Below are 25,975 nucleotides of genomic sequence, written 5' to 3'. Positions count from 1 at the left end.
TATGACGTCAGACGCGATCGCCGCCTACCGGGGCCGCCGCGGCCGGGGGACCGTCGAACCCATGACCGCTGTGCTCGCCGCCCCGAACGCCGCCCGCGCGCCGGAACGCCGTGACCCGTTCGGGTATCTCGGGCCGAACTGGTTCGCCACCGTCATGGGGACCGGGATCGTCGCCAACGCCGCCGGGGTGCTGCCGCTGCGCCTGCCCGGCCTGCGACCCGCCGCCACCCTCGTGTGGGCGCTGGCGGCCGGGCTGCTGGTGCTGCTCACGGTGGCGTGGGCGGTGCACCTGCGCCGGCACCGCGCGACCGCGCTCGGGCACGCCGCCGACCCGGTGATGGCTCAGTTCTGGGGTGCGCCGCCGATGGCCGCGATGACGGTCGGCGGCGGCGCGCTGCTGCTGGGGCAGGACTGGCTTGGTCACACCGCCGTCGTCGTCGACGCCGTGCTGTGGGTGGCCGGCACGGCCGGTGGCCTGGTCACGGCGGTCGCGATCCCGTACCTCATGATGACCCGGCATCGGACCGGCCCGGACGGCGCATTCGGCGGGTGGCTCATGCCGGTCGTGCCGCCCATGGTGTCGGCCGCCAACGGCGCGCTGCTGGTGCCGCACCTGCCGGCCGGGCAACTCCGCCTCGACCTGCTGCTCGCCGGCTACGCCCTGTTCGGCATGAGCCTCGTCGCCACACTGATCATCCTGCCCCAGCTGTGGGCCCGGCTCGTGCGCCACCACGTCGGCCCGGCCCGCCTGGTGCCGACGCTGTGGATCGTGCTCGGTCCGATCGGCCAGTCCATCACCGCCGCCCACCTGCTCGGCGTCGCCGCCACGACCGTACTGCCGGCCCCGTACAGCACCGGCGCGCAGGTCTTCGCAATGTTCTACGGTATGCCCGCGTTCGGGTTCGCCATGCTGTGGCTGGTCCTGGCCGCCGCCATTTCGATCCGCACCGCGAGATCGGGCGAGGGCCTGCCGTTCACGCTGGCCTGGTGGAGCTTCGTCTTCCCCGTCGGCACCCTCGTCACCGGCACCGCCGGCCTCGCCGCCCGCAGCCACGCCGCCACCCTCAGTGCCCTGGCCGTGACCCTCTACCTGCTGCTGGTCGCGGCATGGAGCACCGCCGCCGTTCGCACGGTGCGCGGTGCCCGCCGCGGCGATCTGCTCCGGCCCCCGGCGGAAATGTGATCAGCGAGAGCCGCCGCCGGCCCGCCAGACGAGCAAGACGCGGTCCGAGGCGCCACCTAGTGGCGGGTAGTGCGGGTGTGTCCTTGTGGTCCGTTGCTGGAAGAATGCCGGTTGTGGCGCTTTGGAGGGTTACGAACGGCTTGCCCCGGCGCGATGCCGCGCCGGGCGCGCGGCCGCCCGCCCCAGCCACGCAGGACCTCGACGACGCCACCAACCAGGCATCGACGCGGACCTGGCCACCTACTACCGAAAGATCTCCCGGGACCTCGCGCACGGCGCGTTGCTGAGCTGACCGACTGGCCCGAAGGCGCCCGCCATCGGCCCCGACCACCTGCAGGGCCCTGATCGGCACCGCTCGGATGTCCGAGGTACGGCATCCTGGTCTTGTGTCCGACGTGCGTTCAGTGTCTGCCGTGGTCGCGTCGTTCGAGGCGGATGACAGCGACGGTGTGCTCGCGGCCCTTTCCGGCCTGTCCGACGAGGTGCGGGCGGGGACGTGGGAGGCGCTGCGTCGACGGCTGTGCGCGGTGCCCGGCCCGGAGCAGCGGCAGGGCTTGACCGCGCAGGCCTGGAGCGAACGCGTCCGGACGCGTGCCGTCCTGGCCCTGGCCGTGGGTCCCGTCGACGTCGTGCGGCGGGTGGGCTCGTTCGTGTTCCTGCATCCACCGGCGTCCGACATCGACCGGGTGCTCACCTCGCGGACGCCCGAGTGGCGGCAGGCGTTCACGGAGGCCACCTTGCGCGCGGAGGCGGCCGAGACCGAGGTCGGCCTGTTCGGCCCCATCTGGTGGGACATCTGGCGACGGCTGCGGCACCTGGAGCTGGCCGGGGTATTGCAGCCGGACAGCACGTCGGGGGACTATCTCGTGCTGATGGTCAGGGGCCTGCTGTTCAGCGACTCCATCACCGGCGCGATACGTGCGGACCCGGATCTGGCCGAACGGTCCGTCTGGTCGCTGTTCGAGCCCTCGCCCGGTGTGCAGAAGGCATTGCTGGGATCCGAGCGGTACTGGAACCCGGCCAACACCTGGCGGGTCGCATTGGTTCGCCTGGCTCTGGCCGGGGTGCTCGATCGGCAGCGGCTCGCCGCCGCGGCCGCAGCCGCCGCTGACGACGCACGGATGGGGCGCAACCACCGCAGCTGGTACCGCAGAATTCCGCAGTTGCTGGCCGACCCGCGCCTCCTCCCGCAAGAAGCCGACCAGGGTCCACCGCCGCCCGGCAACCAGCTACGCCGGCCGACCTGACATGCCGACCGCGACGGCGCGTGAGGTCACGCGTTCTGTCGCGCTTGCGAGGTCGGTCGCGATGTCCTCCACAGCAAGGTGACCACCAGGAGCCCTGCCAGGCACGGCAACACCCCGACCCAACCGAGCAACGGCGGCAGGCCCGTGTCCCCGGAGGTGTCCTTCACGAGCAGGTTGAACAGCGCGATGCCAGCGCCGAGCGCGAACACCAGGGTCGCGACGCTGCGGGCCCACCGCTTGCCCGTCCTGACCGCCCAGATGGCGCCGAACCAACACGCGATGCCGAGTGCTCCGAGGACTGTCAGGTAGATGAGATAGGTCATGACGGCGGTGTCGACGGGTCCCTGCGCGTAGGTCGGATAGCCGGCCCTGATGTGGTCGGCCAGGCTCGTGCGCGCGATGTACGGCACGATCATTGCGACGACGGTGAGCCCGAGGCCCGCGTACATCGTGCCGATGGCTGATTGCTCATGACGGGTCCTCGTCATCGAACTTCTCCTTGGAGAGTGGATCGCACGTCCGTGTCTGAAGCAACGCGCTGACGCGCGCTACCTACACCGTAGGTATTGCCTACCGTGTAGAATCTAGATCTACGGTGTAGGTTGGACAAGGCGCGAGGGCGACGAGTGGCGAAGCGCACACAGGGCAAACCGGCCGGGCTGAGCCGCGAGCGGATTGTCGCTGCGGCGGCGGACCTCGTCGATCGCCACGGTCTGGAGTCGTTCGGGGTGCGCCGCCTGGCATCCGAACTCGGCGTCGATCCGATGTCGATCTACAACCACATCAGGGGCAAGGCCGCGCTGCTGGACGCCGTTTCCGAAGCCGTCCTGACCGAGGTCTCGGCCACCACCCCGCAGTGGCCCGACGACTGGATGGACATCGCCCGCACCATGGCCCGCAGCTACCGGGACATGGCAATACGCCATCCCCGAATCTTCCCGTTGCTGGCAACCCGAGCGCAGACCTCAGCGGTGGCGCTGGCGGCGCTCGAACGGCTGACCGCGGCGATGCGTCGCGCCGAGATCGCAGACCAGACGATCGCGGACGCCCCGATGACGCTCTTCGGATTCCTCAACGGGTATCTGCTCGCTACCGTGAGCGCGGATCCCGACGTGTCCGGTGACCCCGCAACGGGCGCGGCCCAACCGGCGTTCGATCCGGCCGTGTATCCGACCCTGGCCGCCCTGGCTCCCCTGCAAGCGGGGTTCGGTGGTGAGGCTGAGTTCGAGCGGACGCTGGAAACGGTGCTGGCCGGCATCGCCGGGGGTGCAACCGGGGCACAGGGTGGACAGGGTCCGTCGGTCGCTCGGACCTGACGCACCAACGGCACAGGGCGATCGCCGGAAGTCGGACCAACGGCCTCCGCGCGGTCGACGCGGCGCTCTTCGGCTGACCCACCGGGGCTCGGGTGGGGCTTTCCTCAGCACCGACACGGTGGTCAGCGGGATGTCGTCCGCCGACCGGCGTCCATAGCGTTGTCGGCGGGGCCCGGCGCCGCGAGGCGCCGACAACTGGAACGGAGTGTCCGCGAGATGGTTGAACACCGCCGTAGGGACGTGCTTCGCGCCACTGCCGTCGCGGCCATGGCCGCCGGGGTGGTCACCGATCGGGGCGTGGCGCCCGCGTTCGCCGCTCCACCGGGCAACTGCCCGCCACCGCTGGGCCCGGTCCGGGTGGGTCCGGACGATCCGCGCTACGAGCATCTGGTCAGCCGGGGCAACCGGCGGTTTGTGGGCACGCCCGACGAGGTCCGGGTGGTGGGCTCGACGGCGCAGGTCGCGGCGGCGGTACAGGAAGCGGTGCGCGCCGGGCGACGCGTCGCGGTCCGCAGCGGCGGTCACTGCTTCGAGGACTTCGTCGACGACCCGAGCGTCCGGACGGTCATCGACCTGTCCGGCATGACCGGCGTCCACTACGACCCGCTGCGGGGCGCGTTCGCCGTCGAGGCGGGCGCCACGCTCGGTGAGGTGTACCGCAGGCTCCACCTCGGCTGGGGCGTGACCCTGCCCGGCGGCTCGTGTCCCGGCGTGGGTGCCGGCGGCCATGTCGCCGGCGGCGGGTACGGGCCGCTGTCCCGCCTGCACGGCCTGGTCGTCGACCACCTGTACGCCGTCGAGGTGGTGGTCGTGGACCGCGCCGGCACGGCCCGCACCGTGGTGGCCACCCGCGAGCCGTCCGACCCCGGCCGGGACCTGTGGTGGGCGCACACCGGCGGCGGGGGCGGCAACTTCGGTGTCGTCACGCGGTACTGGTTCCGGTCGCCCGGCGCCACCGGCAACGATCCGGGCCGCCTCCTGCCCCGGCCGCCCGCGTCGGTGCTGACCTTCACGGTGTGGTGGCCGTGGGAGGGCATGGACCAGCGGGGCTTCGCCAGGCTGGCCCGGAACTTCACCGACTGGTGCGTGCGGCACGGCGCACCCGGCGCGCCGCAGGCCAGACTGTACGGCGAGTTGGTGCTGTCGCGCCGGCCCGCCGGCGGTCATTCGCTGATCGGTCAGGTGGCCGGCGGCGCCGACGGCGCGTGGCTGCTCGACGAGCACGTCGCGGCGCTGAGCCGGGGTGTCGGCGTCACACCGGTCGTGACCCGGCAGACCGTGCCGTGGCTCGCGTCGGCGTTGCGGGGCAACGGCGACGACGGCAAGCAGTGGCGGCTGAAGACCAAGGCGGGGTACCTGCGCGGCGGCTTCACCGACCGGCAACTCGCCGCCGTCCACCATCACCTGACCCGCGCCGACTACGAGAACCCGGTCGGGTCGTTGAGTCTCAACACGTACGGCGGGCAGATCAACGCCGTGTCACCGGCGGCGACCGCGACGGCCCAGCGCGACTCGGTGGTCAAGCTGTTCTACCTGGCCGGCTGGGCCGACCCGGCCGAGGACGCCCGGCATCTGGCCTGGATCCGCGAGTTCTACCGCGACGTGTACGCCGACACCGGCGGGGTGCCGGTGCCCGGCGCGATCAACGACGGCTCGTACATCAACTATCCGGACGTCGACCTCGCCGACCCGGCGTGGAACACCTCCGGCGTGCCCTGGCCCACCCTGTACTACGGCGCCAACTATCCCCGCCTGCAACGGGCGAAGGCCCGCTGGGACCCCCGCAACGTGTTCCAGCACCGGCTGTCCGTCCAACCGGCCTGAGCCCCGGCACTGTGCTGGTCGGTGGTTGACGCTGGTATCGGGCATGATCACGGGCATGCGTCCGTACCCCCGCGCTGATCACCTCGTCGCCGGGACCGCGGCGACGGTCCTGCTGCTGACCGTCTTCACGGTGCCCGACGTTCCCTGCACCGCCGATCGGTGCGATCCGGAGCCGGTCATGTCCATCGCGGTGGGCGTGCTCGCCGCGACCGCGGTGATGTCCTACCTGCACCGGTGGGCGGCCGTGGGCGCGGCGGTGGTGTGCGCCGTGCTGTGGCCGATCGCCGACCGGGTCGACGACTCCCAGCTCGGCTGGCGTGCGTTGCTGCCGCTGGCGTTGGTCGTCGCCGCGGTCGGCGTCGCACGGCTGCGGTGGCAAGAGCCGCTCGCGAGTGCTGTCCGGCGGCAGCCGCCGGCACCGCACCGGCTGCCGGCGGTGGGCACGCTCAGCGGTATCGCCGGAGCGCTGCTGGTGGCCGCCGGTCTCGCGGCCATGGGCCTGACCCTGTGGCGGCAGAACCAGGTCGATGCGCAGCAGGCCGCCGCCGACCGTCTGACCGCCGAGGTCCTTGAGCACGTGGACGACGCCGACGCTGTCCGCCTGAGGCTCGCGGACGGCACGGAGTTCGTCGCCGAGGTGCTCTCCGCCTCCGACTACCCGGTCGGGCTCCGGGTCGAGGTGCTGATGGACGACGCAGGGCTGCGGCAGCTCAGCACCGAACCGTACGACATCACGGTGCTGTTCCTGCCGCTGGTACCGGTCGTCGGCGGCGGGGTGGGGCTGCTCGCCCAGGCCTACGGACGACGGCGAATGCTGCGCCGGTTGTTCGCCGAGCCGCAAGCGGTCCATGCCGTGCGGGTGCTTGACCACGGTGATGAGATCGCCGTGCTGCTCCCGGGCCCACCGGGAAGCGCACGGCAGTTCAACGTCGTCGTTGTTCACGAACGCCCGCCGCACGGCTTGGACGACGAGGACTCCGATGTCCGCGCGCGGGTGCACACGGTGCCCGCTACCCTGTTCGGCGATCCCCACGCCGGGCGGTGGTGCGCGGTGGAGGTCGACGGTCGCGTCCGCGTTCCCACCAGGCCGGTCGCCGAGGTGGAGACCGTTCCGTACGACAGCGGCCGGGGTCTGCCGGCCGGCATCGAGGACGACGGCGAGCCTGCCGTCGACCCGGCCGATCTCCTGCCGGACGACCAGGATCCGTCGACCGTCCGGGAGCACCGCGCCGCGTCACTTCGCTCCTGGGCGGGCACGGCGGTGCAGGCGGCAGCCATCGTGACGGTCACGATGGCTGCCGCCGCCGGGACCGCACCGGCCATGGCGCTCGCGGTCCTCGGCGTCGTGAGCGCGGGCGTGGCATGCGAGCTGGCATGGCGGTACTACCTACGACCTCGCGCATGCTGGAGCGTCGGGGGCGTCTCGGTACTGACACCGTGGGGATGCCGCCGTATGGCCTGGACGCCGGGCACCGCCATCGAGATCACCGAGGACGGCGAGGTGCTGCTGACCGACGGCGAGATCACGTTCGCGGTCCCGGCGGCAGGCGGCCGACCGGCGGCCGGCGTCGCCCGCTCGCCCCGGCAGCTGGCCGCCGCGCTGCGGCACGCACGACGCGTCGCGCTCGACACGGGCCGGGTAGGCCCGCCGCCTGGACTTCCAGCGCCACGACGCCCGTGGCCGCTGTACCTGATCTGGGTGGCCGTCTCAGCAACGGCCGTCGCGTTCACATGGCTCGCGTGAACACCCGGCCAGCCCGGGATCCGCGCGACATCTGCCGGCTCCGGGTGGCTGCCCCTGGTGGACGGCGGCCTGCGGTCACGCCGCGCTGAGCCGTTCGGCCGCGTGCGCGATCGTGTCCGCGTGGCGGCTCGGCGTGTAGGCCGCCGTCGGCCCGGTCAGGCCGACCACGGCCACGACCGTCCCGGCGGCGTCGCGCACCGGCGCGGCGACGCAGCTCCAGCCGAGCCGGAACTGCTCCTCCTCCATCGCCACGCCGCTGTCGCGGATCCGCCGCAGCTCCGCGTCCAGCTGCCGGCGCGACGACGGCGCGTGCGGGGTCGCCGGCCGCAGCGGCAGCCGGTCGTAGCGCTCCGCGATGTCCGGCCGGTGCGCGAGCACGACCCGTCCGGTCGCGGTCCCGATGTACCCCTGCAGCTTCTCGCTCGTCGGCCACGGAAAGTCGACGCTCGGGACCGGCCGGGGCCCGTGCGCCGCGTCGAACATGAGGACGTCGTCGCCGTCGATGAGGCTGAGCCAGGCCGACTGCCCGGTGCGCCGGTTGAGCTCCCGCAGCTGCGGCCCAGCGGTGCGGCGCAGCGCGTCGTCGCGCGTGACCCGCAGCGCGAGCCGCCGCAGGTCGGTCCCGGCGTCGTACCCCTCGGCCGTCCTGACCAGCATGCCACGCGCGGCGAGGTCGTTGGCGATGCGCCGCACGGTCGGCTTGGGAACGCCGGTGACCTGCGTGAGCCGGGCAAGGCTGATCGGCCCGCGCCGCCCCACGGTGGCGAGGATGAGCAGGACCCGCCCGGTGACGGTGCCGTCGTCCACACCGGTGATGGTAGATCCGCGTGCCACTGAGTGACACGTTTGTGGCGTGCCCGGCGATCGTCGCGCATCCTCGGGTCCCGTGAACACGCCGGGCAGGGCACTGTGGTCGGTGGCCGTCACCGCCGTCGTCGGTAACCAGGGCGGCGGGCCGAGATGCGGCCGGCCGAGCGCGGAGACCACCGGGAAGCTGATGCCAGCAACGGTGACCTGGCCAAGCATGCGCTCTGGAGGATTGGTGTAGGTGGCGGATCTTCATCTGGGCATCGACTACGGCACCTCCAACACCGTCGCGGTGCTGCGCTGGCCCGACGGGCGTAGCCGGCCGTTGCTGTTCGACAGTTCGCCGTTGCTGCCCTCGGCGGTGTTCGCCGCCGCGGACGGCCGGCTACTGGTCGGCCGCGACGCGGAACGGGCCGCCCGCGCCGACCCGGCCCGGTTCGAACCGAACCCGAAACGTCGGATCGACGAGCTCGACGTGCTGCTCGGCGACCGGGCCCACACGCTCACCGACCTGGTCGCGGCGGTGCTGGACCGGGTGGCCGCCGAGGCACGACGGATCGCCGGTGGTCCGGCCGGCCAGGTCACCCTCACCCACCCGGTGGCGTGGGGCCCGGCCCGGCGCCGGGTACTGACGGACGCTGCGCAACGGGTCGGGTTGCCGGCGCCGGCGCTGCTGGCCGAGCCGGTCGCCGCGGCGGCCTACTTCACCACGGTGCTGGGCAACCGGCTCGCCGCCGGCCAGAGCGTCGTGGTCTACGACCTCGGTGCCGGCACCTTCGACGTGAGCGTCGTACAGCGCACCGCGGACGGGTTCGAGACGCTGGCCTACCGCGGGTTCGACGACATCGGCGGCCTCGACCTCGACGCGCTGGTCGTCGGGCACGTCGGGGCGCGGCTGGCCGGCTCGGCGCCGCAGGAGTGGCGGACCATCAACGATCCGGCGGACGCCCACGGGGGCCGGCACCGCCTGCAACTGTGGCAGGACGCGCGCGAGGCCCGGGAGATCCTCACCCGGGAGTCCTCGGCGACGGTGTACGTGGCGGAGGCCCGGCGCGACGTGATCATCACTCGGCACGAATTCGAACACGCCGCGACGGACGTACTGCACAGGACCGTCCAGACGACCCTGGCAACGGTCCGGGAGGCCCGCGTCCGGCCGGACAGCGTCGCGGGCTGGTTCCTGGTCGGCGGCGCCACCCGCACACCGCTGGTCGCCACGATGCTGCACCGGGCAACCGGCCAACCCGCCACCGTCATCGAAGAACCACAACTCGTCGTCGCCGACGGCGCCGTCCACACAACCCCCACCCCGGCCACCCTCCACATCCGACCCCCGACCGACCCCGCCGGCCACCCGCGCCAACCACCCGCCACCGCCCCGGCAACGGCACCCGCCCCGCCGGCCACGGCAGCAACGGCAACGGCTGCGGGCACCCCCGACGACCCCACGCCGCCACCCGACGCCGCCACAGCCATCCCCGTCGACCCGCCGGAACATCCAGCCCACGACCCGGCCCCGGCACCACCGCCGGACGAGACCGCATCGCCGGCCGTTGCTGGACCCGCGCGGCGGCGAAGGCGGACGCTGGTCATCGCAGCAATCGGGGTCGTGGCCGCCGCAGCGACCGCGATCGGCATCGTCCCGACCCTCACCGAACGTGACCGGACCAACTCACCCAGCAGCGGCCCGCCGGCGTTCGGCCAGGCGCTCAGCTCTCGCACACTGGACCACGATCACGACGTCGAGTCGGCCCACCTGAGCCCGGACGGCAGGTGGGTGGCCACGATCGACAAGCCGGCCGACCCCGCCGCGGCGCAGACCGCGGTGATCTGGAACGCGGCGACCGGAGCCTCCACCGTCACCTTCGAGACCGACTCCGGCGTGACCTTCAGCCCGGACGGGACGATCGTCGCCGGCACCACGTTCACGGGCAAACGTGAGGTCACCACCGTCAGCGGGACGCCGATGGGTGTCCTCGGCGGCGACGGGGGCATCGCCGTCGAGCTGCGCGAAACCGCCACCGGAAGAGTGTTGGCCTCGCTTCCGGGCCACGAGGGCAGCGCGTACGTGGCGTTCAGTCCCGACAGCAAGACCGTCGCCACCGCCAGCACGCTCGCTTCCGGTGATCCCTTCGACGCGCCGGTCCGCATCTGGGACGCGGCGAACGGGACGCTGCTGACAACCCTGGCCAACCGCAGCGACGGGATCCAGAGCATGGCGTTCAGCGGCGACGGGAAGGTGCTCGTCTCCGCTGCGGCCGGTGGTGTGGTGAAGATCTGGGACGTGGCCGCCGGCAAGGCCGTCGCGACGCTCGACAACGCCTGGTTCCCGGTGTGGATCAGTGCCGACGGCTCGACCGCCGCCAACGGCAGGCCCAGCAGCGTGGGCGGCTTCGAGCTACGCGGCGTGCCCGATGGCAAGCTGCTCACGTCGGTCGGCAATGCCGGAACCTTCGCAGGCTTCAGCCCCGATTCCAAGACCTACGCCACCAACGCTGCGGGGATGGTCCAGCTCTACGACCTGGCGACCCGGAAGATGCGCGCGGCGCTGACCGTGCCGACCCAAGGCGACGTGGTGTTCAGCCCGGACGGCAAGCTCATCGCCGCCGTGGACACGAACGGCCTACCGGCGCTGTTCGATGTGGCGAGCGGCCAAGGCCTGATGGAGTTGTCCGGCCCTTCCGGGACCTACACCGACTTGGTGTTCAGCCCGGACGGGCAACTGCTGCTCGCTACGGGTACCGACAAGACGGTGCGAAGGTGGTACGTCTCCCGCTGACCCCATCCCCGATCTGGACATGTGAACGCGCACACTCGTGGGCGCGGGAACAAGATGACTCTTGACTGTTGCGTCGGCGTTCCGGCACTGTTACCGCTAACACCCCAGTTAAGGAATGCTATGTCATCGGTTTCCGTCCGACACCCTCGATCATCTCTCGCCCTCATATCGCCGCGCTCGATGGTCCGTCTGCTCGCCACCGGCACGATGCTGGCGCTGGTCACCGGGCTCGTCCCCGCCGCGGCGGCGGCAGCTCCCGCTGACGTCACCGACGGCCTGCTGGTCCGCTACGACCTGAACCAGACGTCCGGTACCACGGTCATCGACACATCTGGCAACGGCAACAACGGCACCCTCAACGGCGGCGGCACGTGGACCGGCGCGAACGGGCTCCAACTCGATGGCGTCGACGACCACGTGAAGCTGCCGAACAACCTCATGGCGGGGCTGTCGTCCATCACGGTCGCCGTCGACGTCTACGTCGACCCGGCCCAGCAGACCCCGTACTTCATCTGGGGTCTGGGCAACTCGGCAACTTCCTCGTCCGGCACGGGCTATCTGTTCACCAGCGGTGACGCGTTCCGTGCCGGGGTCACCACGACCAACTGGTCCGGCGAGAAGGTGACCGGCAAGGGCGCGAACCTCGCCCGCGGTGTGTGGAAGTCCATCACCTACACCCAGACCGGCACCACCGGCACCCTCTACGAGGACGGCGTGCAGGTCGCCCGGAACACCGCCGTCACCGTGCCGCCCAGCGCTGTGGGCAACGGTACGACGGTCAACAACAATCTCGGCAAGTCAAACTACGCCAGCGACCGGTTCCTCAAGGGCAGGGTGCTGAACTTCCGGATCTACGACCGGGCGCTCAGCGCCGACGAGGCGGCGGCGATCGCGTTGCCGGACGACAAGCGAGTGGCCGCCGACACCGCCGCCCTCGACCTCGGCGATCTGTCGAAGATCACCGGCAACCTGACCCTGCCTACCGCAAGCGCGTACGGCTCGACGATCGCCTGGTCCTCCAGCGACCCGGCGACGATCAGTCCGGCCGGCACGGTGACCCGCCCGGCCTCCTCCACCGGGCCGGTCCAGGTAACCATGACCGCCACGCTCACCCGGGGCACCGCACGTGGCACCAGGACATTCACCGCCACCGTGCTACCCACCGAGTCGGACCAGAGCCGGGCCGACGCGGCGGCGGCCGCGCTGTCCCTGGTCCACGCCGACGACGTGCGGGGCAACCTGACCATGCCCACCACCGGTCTGCACGGGGCCACCGTCACGTGGCGCTCCGCCCAGCCGGCGACCGTCACCCCGGACGGTGTGGTCCGCCGACCGGCCCACGGCGCCGGCGATGCACGAGTGACGGTGACCGCCACCGTCACCGTCGGCACGGCGACCGCCGAACGGGCCGTCGAACTCACGATCCGCGAGCTGCCTGCCTCCGCCCCGTACGCCGGCTACGCCTTCAGCTACTTCACCGGGAACTCGATCGCCGGGGAGAAGATCTACTTCGCGGCCAGCCGCGGCAACAACGCCCTGCGTTGGACCGAGGTCAACGGCGGCCAGCCGAAACTGGAGTCCAGCTACGGCACGCTGGGACTGCGTGACCCGTTCCTCATCCGCTCCCCGGAAGGCGACCGGTTCTACCTGATCGCCACCGACCTCTCCATCGGCCGCAACGGCGACTGGGATCTCGCCCAGCGCCAGGGCAGCCGATACCTGGAGGTCTGGGAATCGACCGACCTGGTGAGCTGGTCCGCGCAGCGGCACGTCCTGGTCTCGCCGCCGGCCGCCGGCAACACCTGGGCGCCCGAGGCCTACTGGGACGACACCCGCGGCGAGTACCTGGTGTTCTGGGCCTCGAAGCTGTACGCCGCGAACGATCCGAACCACACCGGCAGCACCTACAACCGGATGCTCGCCGCGACCACCCGCGACTTCGTCACCTTCAGCGAACCCATGGCCTGGCAGGACCGGGGTGAGTCGCGCATCGACTCGACGGTCATCAAGGCCGGCGACAGCTACTACCGGTTCACCAAGGACGAGGGCGGTGGCGGTACCGGCTGCTCGGACATCATCCAGGAGAAGTCCTCCTCGCTGACCGCCGTCGACCTGCCGGGCAAGCCCGCCTGGTCCATGGTCGACTCGTGCATCGGCCGCAAGGCCGGCACCTCGGCCGTCGAGGGACCGACCGTGTTCAAGGCGAATCCGGGCGACACCTCAGGTTCGGCGTACTACCTCTTCGTCGACGAATACGGCGGCCGAGGCTACATCCCGCTCGGCACCAACGACCTCGCCAACCCGAACTGGCGCGTGCCGGCGGCGTACAGCCTGCCCGCCAGCCCCCGTCACGGCACGGTCATCCCGGTCACCCAGCGGGAACTCGACGCCCTGACCGACGCACCACCCCCGGTGAAGCGCACCGAACAGGGCCTCGTCGCCCACTATCCGCTCAACCAGAGCGCGGGCACCACGGTCACCGACGACTCCGGCAACGGCTACCACGCAACCCTGTCCGGGGGCGCCGGCTGGAGCGACGGCGCCCTGTCCCTCGGCGGCAGCAACGGCCACGTCCGGCTCCCCGACAACATCATGTCCGGCCTCACCGAGATCACCGTCTCCCTGGACGTGAACATCGCCGCGGACCAGGCCACGCCGTACTTCATCTGGGGTCTCGGCAACACCGACGCCGGCGGCGCCGGCAATGGCTACCTCTTCACCACCGGCAACAACTACCGGACCTCCATCAGCCTGAAGAACTGGACCGGTGAGGAGACCGCCGCCGGATCGAGCGCCGTGCCACGTGGGGTGTGGAAAACGCTCACATACACCCTCGATGCCACCGGTACCGCCCGGATCTACCTCGACGGGGCGAAGCTGGCCGAGAAGACCGGCGTGGTCAACCGGCCCGGCGACATCGGCAACGGTCGTACCACAGCCAACTACATCGGCCGTTCCCTCTACAACGCCGACAGGTACCTCAAGGGCCGGGTCCGGGACTTCTCCATCTACAGCCGGGCGCTCGCCGACGCCGAGGTCGCCGGGCTCGGCGCGAACGGCACCAGCGTCACCGCCGTGCAGCTGGACAGCCTGAAGGTCGCCGCGCTGATCGACTCGGCGACGAGCACCATCACCCTCCCGGTCAAGCCGGGCACCGATCTGCGCAACCTCGACCCGGCCTACCGGGTCGCCCCGACCTCCACGATCACGCCGGCCGGACCGCGGGACTACTCGTCGCCGGTCAAGTTGACCGTCACCAGCCAATCCGGCGCTACCCGCGAGTGGACCGTGCGAGCCGTGGCGATGCGCTCCCCGGTCCTGCCCGGATTCAACGCCGACCCGAACATCGTCCGGTTCGGCGAGACCTACTACATCTACGCCACCACCGACGGCTACCCCGGTTGGAGCAGCTCCACATTCAAGGTGTGGTCGAGCCGGAACCTGGTCGACTGGACCGAACACGGCACCATCCTGGACCTCGGACCGGACATCGCATGGGCCGACACCAATGCCTGGGCCCCGGCGGCCGTCGAGAAGAACGGGAAGTACTACTTCTACTTCTCGGCGGCGCAGAACATCGGCGTCGCCGTGTCGGACTCGCCGCTCGGGCCGTTCGTCGACCCGCTCGGCAAGCCGCTGGTGAACAAGGCCGACTACAACGGCGCCCAGCAGATCGACCCTGCGGTCTTCACCGACGACGACGGCACCAGCTACCTCTACTGGGGCAACGGCAACGCCTACGTGGTCCCGCTCAACGAGGACATGATCTCCTACGACGTGGCCAAGCGGGTACAGCTGACCAACCTCACCGGCTTCCGTGAGGGCCTGTTCCTGCACAAGCGAAACGGCACCTACTACCTGTCCTGGTCCATCGACGACACCCGCAGCGAGAACTACCGCGTCGGCTACGGCACCGGCGCCGGCCCGCTGGGACCGTTCACCAGCAAGGGCGAAATCCTCACCAAGGACGTCAGTCAGGGCATCCTCGGCACCGGGCACCACTCCGTCCTCCAGGTCCCCGGCACCGACGACTGGTACATCGCGTACCACCGCTTCGCGATCCCGGGCGGCGACGGTACACACCGGGAAACCACCATCGACCGCCTCTACTTCAACGCAGACGGCACGATCCGGCCGGTGACCCCGACGCTGACCAGCGTCGCGCCGTTGCGCTACGAAGGTGGCCAGCCCGAGGCCACGGTCTCCAACCCGGGCGTCGACGGCTGGTACGGCGCCGGCGCGGCCCTGACACTCACCGCCGGCCCGGGGGTACGGCTGATCGAGTACCAGCTCGACGGGGAAGGCTGGTTCCCCTACCGGGAACCGGTCGCACTACCGGACGGCGTCCACCGCATCGAGTACCGGGCGCAGGGAGTCAACCTCTGGTGGAGTGAACCGTGGTCCCTGACCGTCAAGGTCGACGTGATCGCTCCGACAGCGGCGTTCTCCACCACGGTCGGCATCGTGTACTTCGGCTCGGTCCCGGCCGCGCCCACGTGCACCGCAGCCGACGCCACCTCCGGCCCGGCGGGCTGCGTCGTCAGCGGCTACCGCACCGACGTGGGCACGCACACGATCACCGCAACGGCGACCGACCGCGCGGGCAACGTGGCAACGGCCCAGCAGACGTACACCGTGCTGCCGTGGACGCTGAAGGGCTTCGACAGCCCGGTCGACATGGGCAGCGTGGTCAACACGGTCAAGGGCGGCAGCACCGTACCCATGAAGTTCCAGGTCTTTTCGAACACCACCGAACTGACCGACCCGGCGCTGGTCACGATGAACGTCAAGCAGGTCTCGTGCGACGCCAGCGCACCGACGTCCGAGGTCGAGACGCTCAGCACCGGTAACACCACCCTGACGTACAACGGCGGCCACTTCCGGTACAACTGGAAGACCCCCGCCAACCCCGGCGCTTGCTACGAGGTATCGGCCACGACAGCCGACGGGTCGAGCCTCACCGCGCGGTTCAAGCTCCGGTAACGCTGGACCGACCCCATCAGGAGGACTGTAACCGGCAGCCCTCCTGATGGGTTCCATCGTCGCTCGGCGTCGATGGCCGGGCAGCGCAGACGCGATGCTCTGCCTGGCCCGGCTCGCGCTGCAGCGCGGGGACCACGACGCGGCGGCCAGCAGACTTGCGCACGGTCGAGGCCAACCGGCAACCGCCGATACTGGGCCTGTGACCCAAGCGCCGCTCCGAACTCGAGCCCGGTCCGCGATCGTCGGAGTGTGGATGAACACCCTCGGTAGCGAGGCTCATGCCGCAAGCAGGTATGGTACGGCGGGTGCGGAAGTTCATCGCCGACGATTGGCGAGGGAACGGCTTCCGCTATCAGGAGGAAAGTGTGGCTAGCGGTACTGTCAAGTGGTTCAACTCCGAAAAGGGCTTCGGCTTCATCTCGCAGGATGACGGCGGACCGGACGTCTTCGTCCACTACTCCGCCATCGCCAGTAGTGGATACCGTGAGCTTGCGGAAGGCCAGAAGGTGGAGTACGAGGTGACCCAGGGCCAGAAGGGTCCTCAGGCGGAGAACGTCCGCAGCCTCTGACTCGGTCCTGGCAAGAAGACCTGAGCGCCGCCGGGGCGCCGCATGCCCAGCATGCGGTGCCCCGGCTTTCCGGCGTGATGTTGCGAAGCGCAACCTCTCATCGGGGCCGCGGGCACCGGACTGGCCAGCGCCAAACAAGATCAGACGCACGCTCTTCGGGATGAACGCCACAACTCCCGCCGCGGCAGATCCGGGCGTGGCGTGTGCGGTGCAAACTAGCCTGTCTGCATGCAACGCTTCCACGATGAGGACCTCACCGGCGCAGAATTCCGCGAGTGCGACCTGAGTAGAGCGCGGATGGTCGGCGTGGTCATGCAGGACGCCGAGATCGACGGCCTGGTCACCAATCTTGTGGTCAACGGGGTCGAGGTGATGTCGTACGTCGAGGCGGAGCTCGACCGTCGTCACCCGGTTCGGCTGCTGATCCGCTCAGATCGGCCGGACGACCTGCGAGAGGCCTGGCAGCAACTGCGGGACGATTGGGCGACGACTACCGGGCGAGTTCGGTCCATGCCCGAGAACAGCGAACATCACGGCGTCGACGGCGAGTGGTCAATGGTCGAAACCTTGCGCCACCTTGTCTTCGTGCACGACTCCTGGTTCCGGCGCTGCGTGCTCGGGCTCACCGAGCCGTTCACGGCCATGGGACTGGGTCCACCGTTCGTCATGGACCAGGCGGACGGGCTCGACCCGTCCGCCCAGCCGAGCCTCGACGAGGTGCTCGCCGTGCGAGTCCGGCAGGCTTCAGAGATCGAGACCTGGCTGGCCGAGGTCACGCCGGATCAGCTCGCGAAGACCGCGCCGGTCCCGGACGACGACAGATGGCCCCCGTACGCCAAGGGGCGGACAGTGCGGCAATGTCTCGGCACTGTGCTCGACGAGGAATGGGCTCACCACCGGTTCTGCAAGCGTGACCTGGACAAACTGTCGCATCAGGGCTCTTTACAGGGTTCATGAGCGAACTCTGAGCGTGACAGTCGCGGTCATGTGGATACCCTGCGGTGACGACGCAGCTGTATCCGGGTTGTGTCCGGCGGTGGGGCCAGCTTCCGTCATACCTTCGCAGCCGATATATTGGCTCGCGTGGAGACCCCGCTGCGCGAGCCCACGTTCTTGATCCTCACTGCCCTGGCCGGCGAGCCTTTGCATGGGTACGGCTTGATTGCCGAGGTGGACCGGTTGTCCGGCGGCCGCATCTCGCTGCGGCCCGGCACGCTGTATGGGGCGCTCGACCGGCTGGTCGACGCCGGCCTGGTGCGCGTCGACCACGAGGAGATCGTCGAGGGCCGGTTGCGCCGCTACTACCGGCTCGCCGAGTCCGGCGGCGAGGTGCTGGCCGCCGAGACCGAACGCATGCGCCGCAACGTCGATGCCGCAACCGCTCGGTTGCGCGCCTTCCAGGCTGCGCCCCGCCTCAGTGGAGGGGTCGCATGAGCCCGGCGGAACGCCGGCATGATCGCCCGGAAGGGCAGGACCAGGGAGGCTCGACCATGACCGATCTGGAACGCCGCTATGCGCGCTGGGCGGCGCTGTTCTACCCGGCCGGCTATCGGCGGGAGCGTGGTTCGGAGTTGGTGGACACCTACCTGTCCCTGGCCGCGCCCGACCGCAAGAGACCCTCGGCAGACGACGTCGCGGACCTCGCGGTCGGTGGGCTGCGCCAGCACCTGCGGGTCGCGCAAGGCCTCGGTCCCGGTTTCCGGCTCGCCGGCGTGCTCGCGCTGGCCACGCTGGCCGCGCTCGCGACTGGGTGGGCGATCTTCGAGGCGGTGGTGCCCTGGGCGCCGTGGTTTCCGTATCGCAGGCCTTTCTTGTCGCTCGGCGTCGCAGTGTGGGCAGCCTGGCTGCTGGCCGTCGTCGTGTACGTTGTCGCGCCCGGCCGGTGGTTCCGGTGGGCGGTCGGCCTCGCCGTGTTGGTGACTGCGGGCGTCGTGCTGACCGGAATGCCCCGGCCGCCGTTGTTGGTGCTGCTGCCCCAGGTCGTGCTCGGTATCGTCGCGCTCGGCGCGGCCGGACGGCAACCCTGGTGGGTTCGGCTGATACCGCTCGCCGCCGCGGCAGCGAGCGTGCCGGTCGCCGCCAGCGCCGCGCCGCGCTTCGTCTTCGCCGGCGGCTACTACTACGAAGCCGCCGCGACGGCATTGCCTGCCGCTGCGGTGACACTGCTGATCGGCGGGGCGCTGCTCGCGCTCGGCCTGGCCGCCCGGCACGACTACCGCGGCGTCTGGGCGCTGCTGATCCTGCTCACGCCGATCGGAATGCTGGCATTGAACTCGCTCGGTGCGATGCTCGACGACAGCGGCCCCGGCAGGCCCGTCACCCCGGCGTGGTCATCCATGGTGGCCGCGTCAGTGCTGGTAATGGCGGTCGGCCTGGTTTCGATGCCGCTGGCCATCGCGGCGCGGGGCCGACTGCCGTCAGGCGGCCGGCCGGTCCGCACCGACGCGGGTCGTTGCCCAACCTGCGGCGCGCCCTCAGCGTCGGCGTAATACTCCGGCGCCGGACGGCGGTCACGAACCACGACCGTGGCGCGGATTCAGGACGTCTCCGGTGTGATGCCGGCCTGCCGGGACGCGCCAGGATCGTCGCGGAACGCCAGTCCGGCCGCGTCCATCGCCGCTCGTAGGTGGCGAATGGCGTAGGGCCCGACTCCGTGCAGTGCCTGCACCTCGCCCTCGCTGAGTCCGGCCACCTGTTCGAGCCGGACTACGCCGAGCGCGTTGAGCGCACGTGTCGCGGCTGCGCCGAGGTGTGGCAGCGGGATGCCCGGCTCCGGTGCCGACCCGCGCTGGGCCAACCGGGGATGGCCCTCGTGGTCCAGGACGGCGGCGCCGCGTGCCGAGAGCCGGTACCCGATGTCGAGCGACTCGGTCAGGCCGCGCTCCTTCAGCTTGCGCACGTTCTGTTTGAACGACGGGGTGTCGCGCCCCATCCGTTGTGCGAGGTCGGGTGCCCGGGTAGCCGGCAGTTCGTCGATCAGCAGGAGCGTCGCCCGGGTCCAAGGCCCGGTCGGCGAGGCGCGGTCGAGCCGGTCGAGCCACGCGACGATCGCGTCGATCTCCGCAGCGTCGGGTACCGCCTCCCGCAGCGCGTGCCGCGGGTCGACGCCCGCGTACCGTAGCCCGATCCGGTACACCGGCCGCTCGGGGTGGAGGCGGTCCAACCCCTGCCGGAGCGCGGCCAGCGACGCCGCGCCGGCCCGGCGGGCGTCCGCGGCGGTCAGCGATCTCTCCAGCACGCGATCGACGGACGTGACCTCGACCAGGCCGACCGCGGTGCGCATCCGGGTGCCGACCCTGACACGAGGCCGTTCCCACCGGCGGAACGCCACGTCGACATCGCCGGCACGGATCGCCGCCAGTTCTTCGGGACGAATCTGCACGCCCCAGTTCAGCACACGCCACCGCGCGTTGGCAGCCATGACGCACTGGAGCTTCAAGTACCACTCAACTCACGGGCGGATGGATAATTCGGTCGTGCCCGGGAAACTCGATGTGATTTCCTGGCGCGCGAGCACATCCATCGAGCAAGGAGCAGACATGCGAGCGACGTTCATCTCTTTCGGAGCTCTGTTGCCCATTCGCTCGAAGGACGTGACGTTTGTCTTCGCATCCGCTGCGCGCTGTGCGCACGCTCAACCTCGGGATTCTGGCACATGTCGACGCCGGTAAGACCACGCTGACCGAACGGCTGCTCCACGCGGCCGGGGTCATCGACCAGTTCGGCAGCGTTGACTCCGGCACGACCCAGACCGACTCGCTGGCGCTGGAGCGCCAGCGGGGCATCACCATTCGCTCGGCCGTCGCATCGCTGCGCATCGGCAGCACCGAGGTCAACATCATCGACACTCCCGGGCACCCGGATTTCATCGCCGAGGTCGACCGGGTTCTCGGCGTGCTCGACGGGGCCGTGCTGGTCGTGTCCGCCGTCGAGGGCGTCCAGCCGCAGACCCGCCTGTTGATGCGGGCGTTGCGGCGGCTGCGCGTACCCACACTGATCTTCATCAACAAGACGGATCGGCGCGGCGCCGACGCGCAGCGCGTCTACGCGGAGATCGCGCGGCGCCTGGACGTGACGGTGGTGCCCGCCACCGCGCCCACCGCGGCTCTGGCCGACGCATTGACCAGTGCGGACGATGCGCTGCTACGGGAGTACGTGGAGGATGAGGCGAGCCTCACGGCCCGGCGGCTGCGCGCCGAGCTGGCGGCCCAGACGGCCCGGTGCGCCGTGCACCCGGTGTTCGAGGGTTCGGCGATGACCGGCGCCGGGGTGGATGAGCTGATGGCGGGCCTGGCGGAGCTGCTGCCCACGGCCGCCGGCGAGCCCGCCCGGCCGCTGCGGGGCCGGATCTTCAAGGTGGAGCGAGGACCCGCCGGCGAGAAGGTGGCCTACGTGCGTATGTTCGACGGCCAGCTCCAGGTACGCGATCATCCGACCGGCGGCCGCGACCGGATCACGGCGATCCACATGCTCGACAGCGGCGTGTGGGTGCGGCGCGACACGGTGGCAGCGGGCCAGATCGCGGCGCTGCGCGGCCTCGCGGGCGTTCGCGTCGGAGACACCCTGGGCGACGGCGCCAGGCAGACGGACCATCACTTCGCGCCGCCGATGCTGGAAGCGCTCGCCGTTGCCCGCCGCCCGGGGGACGGCGGGCGGCTGCGCTCGGCGCTGATGCTGCTGGCCGAGCAGGATCCGCTGATCAACGTACGCGCGGACGAGCGTGACGGCACGGCCGTGTCGCTCTACGGCGAGGTGCAGAAGGAGGTCATCCAGACCACCCTGGCCGCCGACTTCGGCGTCGACGCAGACTTCCTGCAGACCACGACCCTGTGCGTGGAGCGGCCGAACGCGACCGGCGAGGGGCTGCAGCGGCTGAACACGCCGTCGAATCCCTATCAGGCCACGATCGGGTTGCGGGTCGAGCCGGGGCCGTCCGGCTCGGGCGTGACGGTGCACGTGCCCGTGGACTACCGGCTGGCGCCGCTGTACGTCTACCGGACGCTGGAGCTGTTCCAGGAGGCGATGGGCGGCTACGTACGCGACGCGCTCGCCGCCGGTCCGCACGGGTGGCCGGTGACCGATTGCGTGGTGACGATGACCGACTCGGGCTACAGCGTCGCCGACGGGCCGCCGTCGCTGCGCGGGCCGACGAGCACGGCGCAGGATTTCCGCAAGCTCACGCCGATCGTCGTGGCGCAGGCGCTGGCCGCCGGTGGGACGGTGGTCTGCGAACCGCTGGCCCGGGTGACCCTCGATGTGCCCGCACGGGCGACCAGCGGAGTGCTGAGCCTGCTCAGCAAGCTGGGGGCGACGGTGGAGGACCAGGTGGTTCGGGCGGACGAGATGGTGATCGTGGCGGTGCTGACCGCGGCGGACGCTCAGGAGCTGCACCGGATGCTGCCGGAGGTGACCGGCGGCGAAGGGGTGCTCGAGGCCGCGTTCGCCGGTCACCGCCCGGTCCGCGGAAAGCCACCGCGCCGTGGATGACCCGCGTGCTGCGCAGTCTGGTAGAAGGAACGGGTGTTGATCGAGCTGGCTACGCCCGGCGACCTGGCGTCCATTGCCCGGATCAGCCGGGCGGTTGGCCAGGTGGAGGCCGGTTCGGGCGCCGACCCGGCGTACGTGTCGCATCTGCTGCGCAACGGTACCGTCCGGGTGGCCCGCGATGAGGGCGGCAACGTGCTCGGCTGGGGCGCCACCGCGACCGGCCCGCTGGGCTGGATGCTCACCGACCTCTTCGTCGACCCGCACCATCACGGCCGCGGCCTCGGCGGAGCGCTGCTGCGCGAGCTGTGGCCGGACCAGCGGGCCGGTGGGCGTTTCACGTTCAGCTCCCGGCACCCGCATGCACTGCCGCTGTACGTGCGTGCCGGGCTGCGGCCGGCGTGGCCGTTGCTGTACCTCACGGGGCCGGCGCCCGCCCGCGGCGACGGGTCGTGTGTCGCGACGGCCGTCGAGGCCGCGGCCGTGGCCGCAGCGGACCGGGAGCTGACCGGCGGCGTGCGTGCCGCCGCCTACGACTACTGGTCCGGCGCCGGCGTGCTCGTGCACCGAGGTTCGCAGCTGGTGGCCGCGGGCGTCGCGGAAGGCGGTACGCTCACCCATCTGACCTGCCCGGGCGGACCGGACGCGGCGGAGACCCTCACCGCCGCGTTGCGATGCCTCGGCACCGCGGCGGTCGCCCTCTGCCTGCCCGGCCCGCATCCGGCCGTGAACGCGCTGCTCCGCGCCGGGTTCCGGATCGAGGACTACGACCTGGCGATGCACACTCCCGACGTGCAGCTGCCGGTCACCTGGGTCTACTCACCCGGCCTCGGCTGAGCTGCCGGCGGACCGCCCGGCTCGGCCGTCGCCTCCCACCAGGGAGGGGATCGGGCGCCGAGGCCGGGCGGCTCGTGTCGTCAGCTCACGGCGCAGGCGGCGCCGTTGAGGGTGAACGTCGCCGGCCGGCCGGTGTTGCCGGTGTGTGTGGCCTGGAAGCCGATGGTCGTCGACGCGCCCGGTGGGATGGTGGCGTTGTAGCTGACGTTCCGCGCGGTCACCGCCCCGCTGGTCGGGCTGAACTGGGCGTTCCAGCCGGAGGTGATGGTCTGCCCGGCGGGCAGCGTGAACGCCAGGGTCCAGCCGTTGACGGCGGCGTTGCCGGTGTTCGTGATGGTGATGCTCGCAGTCAGCCCGGTGTTCCAGGCGTTGACGGTGTCGCTGACGCGGCACGCGCTGGTGGCCGGAGGCGGGCTCGACGCCGGCGGCGTGGACGAGGCGGTGGCGCTCGGCGTGCCACCGGTACCGTTGAGGCCGAAGAACGCGATCGCGGACGCGGCCATGCCCGTGGACGGAAGGCTGTGCCCGGCGCCCTGGATGCTGTACGCCTCGACCTGGACGGTGCCGGACGCGTCGGCGTAGCGGTGCCGGTTCCAGCCGGCCTGCGGGGTGTCCGTGGCGGTCGGTGTCTGGCTGATGCCGAACACGTCGGTCCACTGCTCGATCTCTTCCTGCAGCAGCCGGTAGGGCACGAGCGTGTCGCCGGTGCCGTGCCAGAGTTGGACGCGTGGCCGGGGCCCGGTGTAGCCGGGGTAGGCCTGGCGGACCGCGTCGCCCCACTGCTGCGGCGTGCGGTCCATGCTGCCGCCGGTGCACCGGCTGCTGCCGGGCGGGTAGTCGGCGGCGTTGGCGAAGCAGGTGAACGGCACGCCCATGAACGCCGCGCCGGCCTTGAACACGTCGGGGTAGAGGGCCAGCATCTCGTTGGTCATCATGCCGCCGGACGAACTGCCGGTGGCGTAGACGCGGTCCGGGTCGCCGCCGTACTGCCGCTGCACGTACGTCACCATCGACACGATCGACACCGGATCGCTGCCGCCGCCGCGCCGCTTGGCCGCCTCGGACCAGGTGTCGAAGCAGTTGCCGAAGCCGGCCTGCTGGGTCGCGGTCGGGTAGATGACGATGAACCCGTGCCGGTCGGCCAGGCCGGCGAACTCACTGCCGGAGTAGAAGCCGGGTCCCGATCCGCCGCAGCCGTGCATGGCCACGACGATGGCCGGGTTGGGCGGCCGGGACGTGGGCACGTAGACGTGCATACGCATGCCGCCCGGGTTCGTGCCGAAGTTGGTGACCTCGGTGAGTGTGGCCGCGTAGGCGGGCCGCAGCGCGGCGAGGGTCAGCCCGGCGACCACGAGCAACGCGGCCGATCCGAGCACGATGGTCCGCTTGGATCTCATACGCCTCCTCCTTCGCTGCCGTGGACGGCAGCAGGGACCGGCGGGCCTGCACGTGCGGCCCGCGGGTCCGATCGACGAGAACGGCGCGGCTCCCACCTATCGCGCGGCACATAGTGTGCCCCCGGAGCGCGAAAGTGTCAATCGATGTTGTTAACTCCCGGAGAGGGCTACAGTCGGGGCGACCGACCGACCTGACACCGCCGGAGCGTCCGTGGCCAACGCGTTCGACATCGAGGAGATCTTCCCGGACGAGGACGCGGCGGCGGTCCGGCTTCCCCGGCGGCAGGCGGGCGCGGCCCCGCAGGGCCTGGCGGTCACCCTGCTCGCCGACTACACCCTGCGCACCGGGGCGCGGCTGCCGTCAGCGGCCGTCGTGGCGCTGCTCACCGAGGCCGGCGTGAGCGAGGCGGGCGCCCGGGCGGCGATCAGCCGGCTCGCGCGCCGCGGGGTGCTGGAGGGCAGCCGGCACGGCAAGCACAGCTCGTACCGGCTGGCTCCGGCGGCCGCGGCCCAGATCTCGGCCGGCGGACGCTGGATCGTGTCGTCGATGGCCGGCGCCGAACCGTGGGACGAGTGGTGGACGCTCATCGCCTTCTCGCTGCCGCAGGAGGAGCGCACGCGCCGCCGGGCGCTGCGCGGCCAGCTGCGGTGGCAGGGGTACGCGCCGCTGTACGACGGCCTGTGGGTCTCGCCGCATCCGCTCCCCGCGCCGGCCGCCGAGCAGCTCGCGCAGGTCGCCGGGGGAGCGATGACCGTGTTCCGGGCCCGGCACGTCGAGCTCGACGCGGGCGCCGGTCGCGATCCGCTGCAGGCCTGGGACATCGCGGGCATCGCCGAGCAGTACGACGCCTTCGTCCGGCGATGGCGCTCGCTGCTGCCGCGGATTCGCGGCGGGCGCGTCGGCGGGGCGGAGGCGATCCGGGCCCGCACCGAGATCATGGACACCTTCCGGCGCTTCGCGGTGCTCGACCCACGGCTGCCCGTCCGCCTGCTGCCGCCGGGGTGGCAGCGCCCGGCCGCCCTGGAGGTGTTCACCGCGGTCTACGACGGCCTGGTCGGGACCGCCGAGCAGCACGTCCGTGCCGTCGCCGCGAGCCATGCGATGGGATCGCCGGACGGCGTCCGGGCGCACACGGTCGCCGACCTCCTCGCCGGCGTGGAGTCCGTCCCGGCACCGTCCGCGTCCGCGCCGTGAACAGCCGCGAAGCACTTCCGGGAATTCTCCGAAAGTACCGGCGGTTCGTACGCCGCCTGCCAGCCCTGACAGGCGGCCGATGCTTCAGGAGAACGCACTCGCCAGCGAGTCATGGCGGTACAGCTTCCGGAATCTTTTCGAAAAATGTTGTCTCGTCGATGCCGCCGTGCCAGCATTGCTCGGCATTGAAGCCCACCACTCTTGCGGTCCGGGCCGTGCGATCCCGCCGACACCCTTCTGCTCACGTAGCGGCTCCCGCCTGCCGCGCGGGCGGTGGCCGGCGGTCCGGACCGCAGCATCGAGAAGGAGGCCCTCGTGGCAACCAACACCCCGCGGAGACGATCGTTGCGGCTCAGAGCCGCGATCGGCGGTGCCGTCGCCGTCGTCGCGGCCGGCACGGTGATGATGATGATCCCCAACGCGAACGCCGCGGCCAGCACGCTCGGTGCGGCAGCCGCGCAGTCGGGCCGCTACTTCGGCACGGCGATCGCCGCAAGCCGGCTCGGCGACTCGACGTACAGCACGATCGCCGGCCGTGAGTTCAACATGGTGACGGCCGAGAACGAGATGAAGCCGGACGCGACGGAGCCCCAGCGGGGGCAGTTCAACT

19 protein-coding genes are annotated in these 25,975 nt (G+C 71.2%); 15 read left to right on the top strand and 4 right to left on the bottom strand.

Annotated elements, in window-relative coordinates; all coding sequences use genetic code 11:
- The first annotated feature begins 61 nt into the window (after positions 1–61).
- Positions 62–1,183, top strand: coding sequence for a TDT family transporter (locus IEZ31_RS48100; protein ID WP_190256840.1), 1,122 nt, complete (start codon positions 62–64; stop codon positions 1,181–1,183).
- Between the two features lie 404 nt (positions 1,184–1,587).
- On the top strand, positions 1,588–2,430 hold the full coding sequence (locus IEZ31_RS48095; RefSeq protein ID WP_190256839.1) for a hypothetical protein: 843 nt from the start codon (positions 1,588–1,590) through the stop codon (positions 2,428–2,430).
- A gap of 26 nt (positions 2,431–2,456) precedes the next feature.
- On the opposite strand, the gene IEZ31_RS48090 is transcribed toward IEZ31_RS48095, so the two are convergent.
- Positions 2,457–2,918 (bottom strand): hypothetical protein, encoded by a 462-nt coding sequence (locus tag IEZ31_RS48090; RefSeq protein ID WP_190256838.1) that lies wholly within the window; start codon positions 2,916–2,918, stop codon positions 2,457–2,459.
- 138 nt (positions 2,919–3,056) lie between these two features.
- Between IEZ31_RS48090 and IEZ31_RS48085 the strand changes: the two genes are divergently transcribed.
- The 3 genes from IEZ31_RS48085 to IEZ31_RS48075 all read left to right on the top strand — a co-directional run bounded on the left by IEZ31_RS48085 (position 3,057) and on the right by IEZ31_RS48075 (position 7,314).
- Positions 3,057–3,746 carry a TetR/AcrR family transcriptional regulator gene (locus IEZ31_RS48085; protein WP_190256837.1) on the top strand — a complete coding sequence of 230 codons (690 nt, stop codon included), beginning with the start codon at positions 3,057–3,059 and terminating at the stop codon, positions 3,744–3,746.
- A gap of 240 nt (positions 3,747–3,986) precedes the next feature.
- On the top strand, positions 3,987–5,570 hold the full coding sequence (locus tag IEZ31_RS48080) for an FAD-binding oxidoreductase (protein ID WP_229836995.1): 1,584 nt from the start codon (positions 3,987–3,989) through the stop codon (positions 5,568–5,570).
- A 55-nt stretch (positions 5,571–5,625) separates the two neighbouring features.
- The gene (locus IEZ31_RS48075; protein WP_190256835.1) at positions 5,626–7,314 is read left to right on the top strand and encodes a hypothetical protein; all 1,689 of its coding nucleotides are present in this window, start codon (positions 5,626–5,628) and stop codon (positions 7,312–7,314) included.
- Positions 7,315–7,389: 75 nt separating this feature from the next.
- Here IEZ31_RS48075 and IEZ31_RS48070 read toward each other — a convergent pair whose 3' ends face one another.
- Positions 7,390–8,121 carry an IclR family transcriptional regulator gene (locus IEZ31_RS48070; protein ID WP_190256834.1) on the bottom strand — a complete coding sequence of 244 codons (732 nt, stop codon included), beginning with the start codon at positions 8,119–8,121 and terminating at the stop codon, positions 7,390–7,392.
- Between the two features lie 241 nt (positions 8,122–8,362).
- On the opposite strand from IEZ31_RS48070, the gene IEZ31_RS48065 reads away from it, so the two are divergent.
- From IEZ31_RS48065 to IEZ31_RS48040, 6 genes are all read left to right on the top strand, one after another.
- The gene (locus IEZ31_RS48065) at positions 8,363–10,900 is read left to right on the top strand and encodes an Hsp70 family protein (RefSeq protein WP_190256833.1); all 2,538 of its coding nucleotides are present in this window, start codon (positions 8,363–8,365) and stop codon (positions 10,898–10,900) included.
- Between the two features lie 180 nt (positions 10,901–11,080).
- Positions 11,081–15,883, top strand: coding sequence for a family 43 glycosylhydrolase (locus IEZ31_RS48060; RefSeq protein ID WP_190256832.1), 4,803 nt, complete (start codon positions 11,081–11,083; stop codon positions 15,881–15,883).
- Positions 15,884–16,248: 365 nt separating this feature from the next.
- Positions 16,249–16,452 carry a cold-shock protein gene (locus IEZ31_RS48055; protein WP_190256857.1) on the top strand — a complete coding sequence of 68 codons (204 nt, stop codon included), beginning with the start codon at positions 16,249–16,251 and terminating at the stop codon, positions 16,450–16,452.
- Positions 16,453–16,680: 228 nt separating this feature from the next.
- Positions 16,681–17,409: a DinB family protein gene (locus IEZ31_RS48050; RefSeq protein WP_190256831.1), complete on the top strand. Its 729-nt coding sequence runs from the start codon at positions 16,681–16,683 to the stop codon at positions 17,407–17,409.
- Positions 17,410–17,535: 126 nt separating this feature from the next.
- Positions 17,536–17,886: a PadR family transcriptional regulator gene (locus IEZ31_RS48045; RefSeq protein WP_190256830.1), complete on the top strand. Its 351-nt coding sequence runs from the start codon at positions 17,536–17,538 to the stop codon at positions 17,884–17,886.
- 56 nt (positions 17,887–17,942) lie between these two features.
- Positions 17,943–18,941 (top strand): hypothetical protein, encoded by a 999-nt coding sequence (locus IEZ31_RS48040; RefSeq protein ID WP_190256829.1) that lies wholly within the window; start codon positions 17,943–17,945, stop codon positions 18,939–18,941.
- Positions 18,942–18,988: 47 nt separating this feature from the next.
- Here IEZ31_RS48040 and IEZ31_RS48035 read toward each other — a convergent pair whose 3' ends face one another.
- Positions 18,989–19,873, bottom strand: coding sequence for a helix-hairpin-helix domain-containing protein (locus IEZ31_RS48035; protein ID WP_229836994.1), 885 nt, complete (start codon positions 19,871–19,873; stop codon positions 18,989–18,991).
- Positions 19,874–20,076: 203 nt separating this feature from the next.
- Here IEZ31_RS48035 and IEZ31_RS48030 point away from each other — a divergent pair, with 203 nt between their 5' ends.
- Together IEZ31_RS48030 and IEZ31_RS48025 are read left to right on the top strand one after the other, a co-directional pair.
- Positions 20,077–21,939: an elongation factor G gene (locus IEZ31_RS48030; RefSeq protein WP_190256828.1), complete on the top strand. Its 1,863-nt coding sequence runs from the start codon at positions 20,077–20,079 to the stop codon at positions 21,937–21,939.
- 36 nt (positions 21,940–21,975) lie between these two features.
- Positions 21,976–22,773, top strand: a complete 798-nt coding sequence (locus IEZ31_RS48025) for a GNAT family N-acetyltransferase (RefSeq protein ID WP_190256827.1) — start codon at positions 21,976–21,978, stop codon at positions 22,771–22,773.
- 80 nt (positions 22,774–22,853) lie between these two features.
- Here the strand turns inward: IEZ31_RS48025 and IEZ31_RS48020 are convergent, their stop codons facing one another.
- Positions 22,854–24,170, bottom strand: a complete 1,317-nt coding sequence (locus IEZ31_RS48020) for an extracellular catalytic domain type 1 short-chain-length polyhydroxyalkanoate depolymerase (protein WP_190256826.1) — start codon at positions 24,168–24,170, stop codon at positions 22,854–22,856.
- 211 nt (positions 24,171–24,381) lie between these two features.
- Between IEZ31_RS48020 and IEZ31_RS48015 the strand changes: the two genes are divergently transcribed.
- On the top strand, positions 24,382–25,365 hold the full coding sequence (locus tag IEZ31_RS48015) for a PaaX family transcriptional regulator (protein WP_190256825.1): 984 nt from the start codon (positions 24,382–24,384) through the stop codon (positions 25,363–25,365).
- Positions 25,366–25,680: 315 nt separating this feature from the next.
- Positions 25,681–25,975, top strand: a 295-nt coding sequence (locus tag IEZ31_RS48010; RefSeq protein WP_190256824.1) for an endo-1,4-beta-xylanase, incomplete at its 3' end; no start/stop codon positions are given.

This window comes from Dactylosporangium sucinum, assembly GCF_014647515.1.
Classification (GTDB): domain Bacteria; phylum Actinomycetota; class Actinomycetes; order Mycobacteriales; family Micromonosporaceae; genus Dactylosporangium; species Dactylosporangium sucinum.
This window is presented reverse-complemented; position numbering and strand designations above follow the sequence as displayed.